The organism is Streptomyces sp. KLMMK (assembly GCF_036961605.1).
In the GTDB taxonomy this organism is placed as follows: domain Bacteria; phylum Actinomycetota; class Actinomycetes; order Streptomycetales; family Streptomycetaceae; genus Streptomyces; species Streptomyces telluris.
Window position 1 is genome coordinate 1 of the sequence record NZ_JBAMDC010000405.1, and the last position, 5,713, is coordinate 5,713.

The 5,713-nt window shown below is 75.1% G+C and carries 6 protein-coding genes; 1 reads left to right on the plus strand and 5 read right to left on the minus strand.

Annotated elements, in window-relative coordinates; all coding sequences use genetic code 11:
• Positions 1 to 81 precede the first annotated feature (81 nt).
• Complete coding sequence (locus tag V7793_RS32210; protein ID WP_058044403.1) at positions 82 to 486, minus strand: globin; 405 nt, start codon at positions 484 to 486, stop codon at positions 82 to 84.
• Positions 487 to 570: 84 nt separating this feature from the next.
• Between V7793_RS32210 and V7793_RS32215 the strand changes: the two genes are divergently transcribed.
• The gene (locus V7793_RS32215) at positions 571 to 1,554 is read left to right on the plus strand and encodes a methyltransferase domain-containing protein (RefSeq protein WP_336013248.1); all 984 of its coding nucleotides are present in this window, start codon (positions 571 to 573) and stop codon (positions 1,552 to 1,554) included.
• A gap of 30 nt (positions 1,555 to 1,584) precedes the next feature.
• On the opposite strand, the gene V7793_RS32220 is transcribed toward V7793_RS32215, so the two are convergent.
• From V7793_RS32220 to V7793_RS32235, 4 genes are all read right to left on the minus strand, one after another.
• Positions 1,585 to 2,634 carry an FHA domain-containing protein gene (locus V7793_RS32220; protein WP_336013249.1) on the minus strand — a complete coding sequence of 350 codons (1,050 nt, stop codon included), beginning with the start codon at positions 2,632 to 2,634 and terminating at the stop codon, positions 1,585 to 1,587.
• Between the two features lie 134 nt (positions 2,635 to 2,768).
• Positions 2,769 to 4,148, minus strand: a complete 1,380-nt coding sequence (locus tag V7793_RS32225) for a vWA domain-containing protein (RefSeq protein WP_336013250.1) — start codon at positions 4,146 to 4,148, stop codon at positions 2,769 to 2,771.
• 128 nt (positions 4,149 to 4,276) lie between these two features.
• A complete protein-coding gene (locus tag V7793_RS32230) occupies positions 4,277 to 5,593 on the minus strand; it encodes a protein phosphatase 2C domain-containing protein (protein WP_336013251.1) in 1,317 nt (438 codons plus the stop codon).
• Positions 5,594 to 5,596: 3 nt separating this feature from the next.
• The coding region (locus V7793_RS32235; RefSeq protein ID WP_443058037.1) for a tetratricopeptide repeat protein at positions 5,597 to 5,713 on the minus strand (117 nt) is incomplete at its 5' end.

Genomic DNA, 5,713 nt, shown 5'->3' on the forward strand with positions numbered 1-5,713 from the left:
GCTCCATCGCGGTACGGACGGGCGGGCTCTCCGGGCTGACGGTCACGCCCGCCTGAGGCCCGGGCCCGCCGCGGGAGGAGCTCAGCCCTCGGTGTTCACCATCGACGCCGCCGCGTACGTCAGGTAGTTCCACAGCTGCTGCTCCAGCTCCGGAGCGAGCTGCAGCTCGTCCACCGCGTCCCGCATGTGCCGCAGCCACGCGTCGTGCGCGGCCCGGTCGACGGTGAAGGGGGCGTGGCGCATCCGCAGCCGCGGGTGGCCGCGGTTCTCGCTGTACGTCCGCGGCCCGCCCCAGTACTGCATGAGGAAGAGCACCAGGCGCTCCTCGGCCGGGCCGAGGTCCTCCTCGGGGTACATCGGCCGCAGCAGGGGGTCGCCCGCCACGCCCTCGTAGAAGCGGCGGACCAGGCGCCGGAAGGTCTCCTCGCCGCCGACCTGCTCGTAGAAGGTCTGCTCCTGAAGCGTGCCGCGCGGAATCTCAATCACCCCTCCATGGTCTCAGACGGACCGGCCGAGGACCGGCGATGTAGGACCTTCGCACAAACCGCAGCCGCGGCGCACAGTGGAGTCATGGGCGCTACCCATCTGAAGCGGGACATGGAGCTGTCCTCGGCGCTGCGCACGGAGCTGGTCGAGCGGCTGCGGGCGGCCGGCGAGCTGACCGACCCCCGGTGGCGGCGCGCCTTCGCCGAGGTGCCCCGGGAGCTGTTCGTCCCCGTCTACTACACCGGCGCCGTGGGCGGCTACCGGCGCCTCTCCGGCGGCGACCCCGACCCTCTGGGTCACGAGAACTGGCTGGTCGGCGCCTACGCGGACGAGCCGCTCGCCACCCGCGTCCGGGACGGCGAGCTGATCTCCTCCAGCAGCCAGCCCTCCCTGATGGCCAGGATGCTCTCCGCCCTGAACGTCCAGGACGGCCACCGCGTGCTGGAGATCGGCACCGGCACCGGCTACAACGCGGCCCTGCTCGCCCACCGCCTCGGCGACGGCAACGTCACCACCGCCGACCTCGACCCGGAGATCACCGCCTCCGCCCGCGACCACCTCACCGAGGCGGGCTTCCACCCGGAGGTCGTCACGGGCGACGGCGCGCTCGGCTGCCCGTGGCGCGCCCCCTTCGACCGGATCCTGGCCACCTGCGCCGTCTCCCGGGTGCCGCCCGCCTGGATCGCGCAGACGCGGCCGGACGGCCTGATCCTCGCCCCGCTCGCCACCGGTCTGCTCGCGCTGCGGGTCGCGGACGCCACGCACGCCGAGGGAAGGTTCCTGCGCACCCCCGCCTACTTCGTCCCGCTGCGCGGCGGTGCGGCCGCGCCGGTGCCCCGGATCAGGGGACTGCCCTGCCGGCTGCTGCAGAGCGAGCGCTTCCGCTTCCTGCTGACGCTGACCGCCGGCGCCCTGGACCCGGCGGGCGCCCACGCCGTCTGGCGCGCCGAGGGGCGCCCGGGGCGCGAGCGCTTCGGCGTCTCGGTCGCGGGCGACGCCCAGTGGGCGTGGCTGGACCACCCCGAGGGCCCGTGCAGGTGGCCGCTGGGCGGTACGCGCCGGCCCTGAGGGGTGCCGCGGGCCGGCGCCCGCGGCCCGTCAGCCCCGGTGCAGCGTGATCGTCGTCCATGCCCCCACGTGCACCCGGTCGCCGTCCTGCAGCGGCACGGGCACGTAGGGCTGGATCGGCGTCTCCGAGCCGTTGATGGTGGTGCCGTTGGTGGAGTCCTGGTCGACCACGGCCCAGCTGCCGTCGGGCTGCTGCACGAACATCGCGTGCTGGTGCGAGACGCCGGGGTCCTCCGGCGGGCGCGACAGGTCGATGTCCGGCGACTCGCCGGTGCTGTGGCGCCGCCGCCCGACCGTGACCTGCGGCCCGTTCAGCGGCAGCTGCAGCTCGGGCGAGTACGCCGGGAGGTTGAGCCCGGCGGCCTCGGGGCCGCTGCGGTTCATCATCGCCATGAAGTACTCGCGGTCGGGTGCCACGACGGCCGTCCACCCGGCGGGTGCGTGCTGCTGCGGAGCCTGCTGCTGCCCCGGCACCCCGCCCGCCGCCGCGGGCTCGTACGCGTAGGGCGAGGCGGGCGGCGCCGTGGCCGTGCCCGGCGGGGGCAGCATCCAGTCCCCGCCGGCCTCGTCCGCGTAGACCGGCTCGGCGTACGGGGAGGACGTGTGCGTCTCCGGAGTGAGCGGCTCGGCCGGGCGGTTGATCCGCGACGGGCGCGAGCCGTAGTACTCGTAGGACTGCGGCGGCTGGGTGTGCTGCGGCGGGGGCGGCGGAGCCGACTGCAGCCCCTGCGGGGACAGCGGTGGCGGCGGCCCGAACGAAGCGCCCGTCCGGGTCAGGAAGTTGTACCGGCACTCCTCGCAGAAAGGTGCCTGCGCCTCGCGGGGCGTACGGCAGTGCGGGCACAGCTCCGCCTGGACGGTCGTGTCCCCGGTGTGCCCGCCGTAGCCGTAGCCGGGCGCGCCCTGCGGGCCGCTCGGGGGCGGCAGGGGCGCGCCGGTGGGCGGTGCGGGGGGAGGCGGCGGGACGGCACCCGTGGCTCCGGCGGGGCCGGGCCGCTCGGGCGCCCCCGACATGCGGTGGCCGCACACCTCGCACCAGTCCTCGGCCGTCGACTGGTGGCCGTTCGGGCAGGTCGGCATGTCGGTTGATCCCCCTCGTGTGCCGTTCGTTGCGGTCGTTGCCGGCGGGACGGTGGCCTGCCGGCGGTGCTTCCCGGGGTCGGGGCGGACGGTCCGCGCCGCGGCACACTCTGCGGCCGCCACGCCTCCCGGCGCTACTTCCTCACCCGTACGGTTTTCGTCGAGCGCGTTTCGAGGGTCATCTGCGCCTCCGCCGTGACCTTCGCCTTCAGCCGCACAGTACCCGTCGCGGCGTCCACCACGTCCACCACCTTGGCGAGGAGTTTCGCAGTGTCCTCGTTGCCGGAGCGGTTCGCCAGCTGGACGGCGCGGCCGAGCTTGGCCGTCGCCCCGTCGATGTCGCCCGACCGGCGCAGGTCCAGGCCCTGCTGGATGACCCGGGCCAGCTCGGCCTGGCCGGTGTAGTGCGCGACCTGGGGGTTGAGGGAGGTGGACGCGGCGAGGTCGTCCGTCCAGACCGCCCGCACGAGCCCCTGCGCCAGTGCCCGCGGCGAGGAGCCCGCGGGCGCGGGCAGCACCAGCGAGACGCGGGCGGCGAGCATCTCCTCGCCCACCGAGGCGGCGGGCACCCGCACGCACAGGTGGTAGTCGCGGGACTCGTCGCCCCAGGAGCCGGTGGGGTAGTCGCCGATGCGCGGGCCGGCGTCCACGCGCCGCTCGGTCAGCGTCTCCAGGGACGGTGCGACCTGCTTGAGGAACCGCACCTCGGCGCCCTGCGGCGTCCACAGGCGCAGGGCCACGTCCGCGACCTCCTTGCCCATGGCGGTCTCCATCATCCGCGTGAAATCGGCGGACAGCCCGGCCGGGTCGGCGACGATGTCGGCCGTGCCCAGCAGCGCCGAGGCGATGCCGGTGACCTCCTTGACCTCCCAGTCGGTGCCCACCCCGCGCGCGTCACAGGTGAACCGGCCCGCACAGACCTTCAGCGAGGCGCGCAGGGCGTCGGGTTCCTCGTGCTCGTTGCGGCCGTCGGTGAGGAGGATGCCGTGCCGTATCGGCGCCTCGGACGACTCCAGCAGCCGGTCGGCCAGGCGCAGCCAGGTGCCGATGGCGGTGCCGCCGCCCGGGGTGAGCTTGCGCAGGGCGTCCTTGGCCTGCTGCCGGGTGGTGGCGTCGGCCAGCGCGAGCCGCCCGCCGCCGGGGTAGGCCTCCTTCGCCTGGTGGGTGCCGGCGACGACGGCGAAGGCCACGCCGTCGCGCAGGGTGTCGATGGCGGCCGCCGTGGCGGCGCGGGCACCCCGCATCTTGGTCGGCGGGTAGTCCATCGAGCCGGAGCAGTCGACCATGATGACCACGGCCGCGTCGGGGCCGGCGGCCCGCTGCCCGTAGGACGCCGGGGACTGATGGGGCACCAGGGGAGTCCGGGAGGCGAGCGGTGCCTCCGCCATGGTCCCTCCGCCCGTGGCGGTGACCGTGACGATCGCGTTGACCTCGCGCCCGCCTTCCGGCAGATGGGCGTTCTGGTACACCTCGACCGTGAACCGGTGCTCGCTCGGCTTGGAGAAATTGGCCATCTGATCCGCTCCTCGGTACTCCGTCCGTGCCATGGACACCCGGGCGGACCTGCGCGCGGCACCGGCCGGGCTACCGGCGCGCATCCCCCCTGCGGGCACCTCCGGCGGCAGCCGGGGGAGCCCTGGTCTCAGGCCGATCCTGCCCCCTCGGGCGACAGCGGGAACGGCAGTACGGCCACTGTTACGTTGTCGTGGCCCCCTCCGTCCAGGGCGTGGGCCAGCAGTTGCCGGGCGCACTCCAGCGGCCGCGTCCTGGCGTCCGGCGGGGTGACCTCGGCCATCAGCTCGGCGGACTCGGCGTAGTTCCACAGCCCGTCCGTGCAGACGATGACCACGCCCTTGCGGTCGGGGTGGAAGGACGCGGTGTGCGGCTCGACCTCGTAGGCGTCCGCGCCCAGCCAGCCGGTGATGGCGTGGGCCCGCTCGTCGGCGTACGCCTCGGCCTCCGTCAGCAGGCCCGCGGCGACCATCTGAGCGGCCCACGAGTCGTCCTCGGTGAGCCGGGCGGGCTGGGTGGAACGGTCCTCCGGCACCCAGTAGGCCCGGCTGTCGCCGACCCAGCCGACCGTGAGCAGGTCGCCGGTGACGACGGCCGTCACGATCGTGCACGCGGGGGCGTTCTCCTGGCGGTGCGGGTCGTGCTGCAGCGGCCCGCGCGGGGGCGCGGCCAGCGACGTCACCGCCTCGGCCGCCCGCATGATCGCATCATGGGTGGCCTGCCGCGGATCCCCTCCCTCCGGCAGGGCCGCGACCAGCACCTCCCGTGCGGCCGCGCACGCCGCGGCCGACGCCTCGTCGGGGCGGGTCGCGGACGACACGCCGTCACTGACGACGGCGACGGTGGCCGGGGCCCCGTCGGCGAGGGCGATGGCGGACACGGCGTACGCGTCCTCGTTCCGGTGGTGGCGCAGTCCGCGGTCGCTGACCGCTGCGACGCCTGGCAACTGGTGCTCCATGTGATCCCGTTCGCGCGGCTGTGCATGCCCGCAGTGTTCGCAGTACCCGTCCTTGTCGATCATGCCGGATCGGCACGACCCGCAGATCCGCCCGGTGCCCTCGGGGGCCGGGTGGGCGGCCCCCTCCTCGGGCGGCGCCCCGGAGACCTCGTGCGCCGCCTGTGCCGGGACCCCGCCCAGTACGGACCCGGTGCGGGGGTCGGGCGCGCCGGGGGCCGCCGAGGCGTCACTTCCCGGCGGCCGCGCGGGCTGTGGCGGGCCGTCGTCCGAGGGCGCAGGAGGCACGAGGGGAGCCCGTACGGCCGCCCGGGCGCCGGGGTCGGGCAGCGCGAGCCGGTAGTCGGACGGGCCGTCGCCGTCGTCGGGGAGGACCGCAGGTACCGCCGACAGGTCGGCGCCGCAGCCGCCGCAGAAATTGTCGGCCGGGTCCAGCGGTTCCCTGCAGGCGGGGCACGCCGTCAGTTGTGAGGGGCGCGGCACTTGCGACATCGATCACACCCATGTCCTGGGGCGGAAACGGTTTGCCCGCTCCACCAGTTCGATCCGTTCCTCGCCGCGCTGGGCGAGCCGGGCGAGCACGCGGTAGCTGCGCTCCAGCCCGAAGCGCAG